Origin of the sequence: Streptomyces sp. NPDC102462 (genome assembly GCF_044765425.1) — a bacterium.
Classification (GTDB): Bacteria; Actinomycetota; Actinomycetes; order Streptomycetales; family Streptomycetaceae; genus Streptomyces.
The window spans coordinates 1-1585 of sequence record NZ_JBIWKB010000158.1; the positions used below are offsets into that span (position 1 = coordinate 1).

General features: G+C 68.5%; 1 protein-coding gene. It reads right to left on the reverse strand.

All coding sequences use genetic code 11. The annotated features are described in order from the left end of the window. Positions 1–10 precede the first annotated feature (10 nt). Positions 11–1462 carry an NF041680 family putative transposase gene (locus ACIRFL_RS43820; RefSeq protein ID WP_404041364.1) on the reverse strand — a complete coding sequence of 484 codons (1452 nt, stop codon included), beginning with the start codon at positions 1460–1462 and terminating at the stop codon, positions 11–13. Between the last annotated feature and the right edge of the window lie 123 nt (positions 1463–1585).

Here is a 1585-nt window from a genome sequence, read left to right on the forward strand (position 1 = left end):
AGCTTGGTATTTATCCTCGCTTCCGTTTCAGGCGGATATGTTCGGTGAGGGTTTCGGCTCGTTTCACGGTCTTCCCAGGCTCATGGCGTGGGGCTGGCCTGCGGTTCTTGGAGCCGGGTGGGCGTCCGGGGCCTGGCATGGAGGGTTTGGGCACACCCGCAGGACGGGCGGTCTTCGCGCGGAGGTGGCGGAACCCCCGGCGGACCCGGGCCGGGGTCAGCCGACGTGGCTCGCTGGGCCGTTCCCAGGGCCGACGCAAGTCCTCGGCGAGTGGGCGGGCGAGGCGGAGTTGGGTGTGGGCCGCGATGATCAGCCAGGTCCACAGATCGGCGGTCGCGGGGTCGCGGACCTTGGGAACGGTCCAGCCGAGGGTCTGCTTGAACAGCCGGAAGGTGTGTTCAAGATCGAATCTGCGGAGGAACGCCTGCCAGCGCAGTCTGACATCCTGACTGGTCATGCCGGTGCGCGAGGACCACAGCCACACCGGTTTCGGGTCGCGGTCGCCAGGGAGGTGCTCGACCTTCAGCCTGATCAACGTGCCGTGGATCAAGGGAAGTTCACCGCAGTGGTCAAGCCAGGGACCGCGGGCGGTCAGACGGGGATGCATCCGGTCCCAGGCGAACGCTTCGGCCCGGCCGTAGCGGCTGGTGTCGCACATCGTGGCCTGGTCGGGGGTGTGCCAGGAGTCCGGTTTGGCGAAGGTCAGGACACCGCCGTGCTTGCGGGGCTGCCCGCCGCGCGGGGTCGATCGGCGCGGGCCTGCATCGCGGAGCATCACCCGGTCCGAACGCAGCCGGCCGACGAGCTCGACGGGCAGATCCGCCAGGACGTAGGCGAGACGGGTGACGTCGTAGCCGGAGTCCATGACGATGAGGATGTCCTCATCGCCGGGCCGCCACTGCCCGGCGTGCACGAGCCGGGTGAAGACATCGCGGAGTTGGGCGGCGGTGATCGCGGTGGCGTCGTCGGCAGGCCCGAGCCGGACGGCGTCCAGCACGGCGGTCCATGAGGTGCGTCCTGTTTCCAGGGCGGCAACGAAGGAGTAGGGCCAGCCGGGGATGAACTGATCCGCGCTGCGGCCCCGCCCGTAGACGTGGCAGAACAGCAGATCCGGGCTGGTGGGGGCGTCGGGACGCAGCCAGTTGCTCACATCCACCGCGAGCACGATCCGCCCGTCGGCGGCACGCGGCAGCGGGGTGGAGGCCAGCAGCCTGCGCAGGCGGCGCGGCTCCAGCCAGCCGTGGTTGACCGCGTCGTACATCGCCCCGTGCCCGCGCCGGTGCTCGGCCGTGAGCGTCAGCTCGACCAGCGAGGTGACCGGACCATCGGCACACAGCACCGCGTCGGTGAGCTCGAAGAGCGCATCCGCCCGGCTGTAAAGGCAGTCGTAGAACTCGACACGAAAGTGGGACAGGACGCCCAGCGCGGCGTCAGCGAACTGTTCAGGGACGAGACTCTTCACCAGCGGCCGTTCCTTCACGCGACGTTGCTCGACACCTCGAAGCGTGAAGAACGGCCGTCCTGCTGTCTCAGGAACAAACCAAGATCAGCAGGTCGGGTGACGGGCGAGGTTAAAGATCAAGCT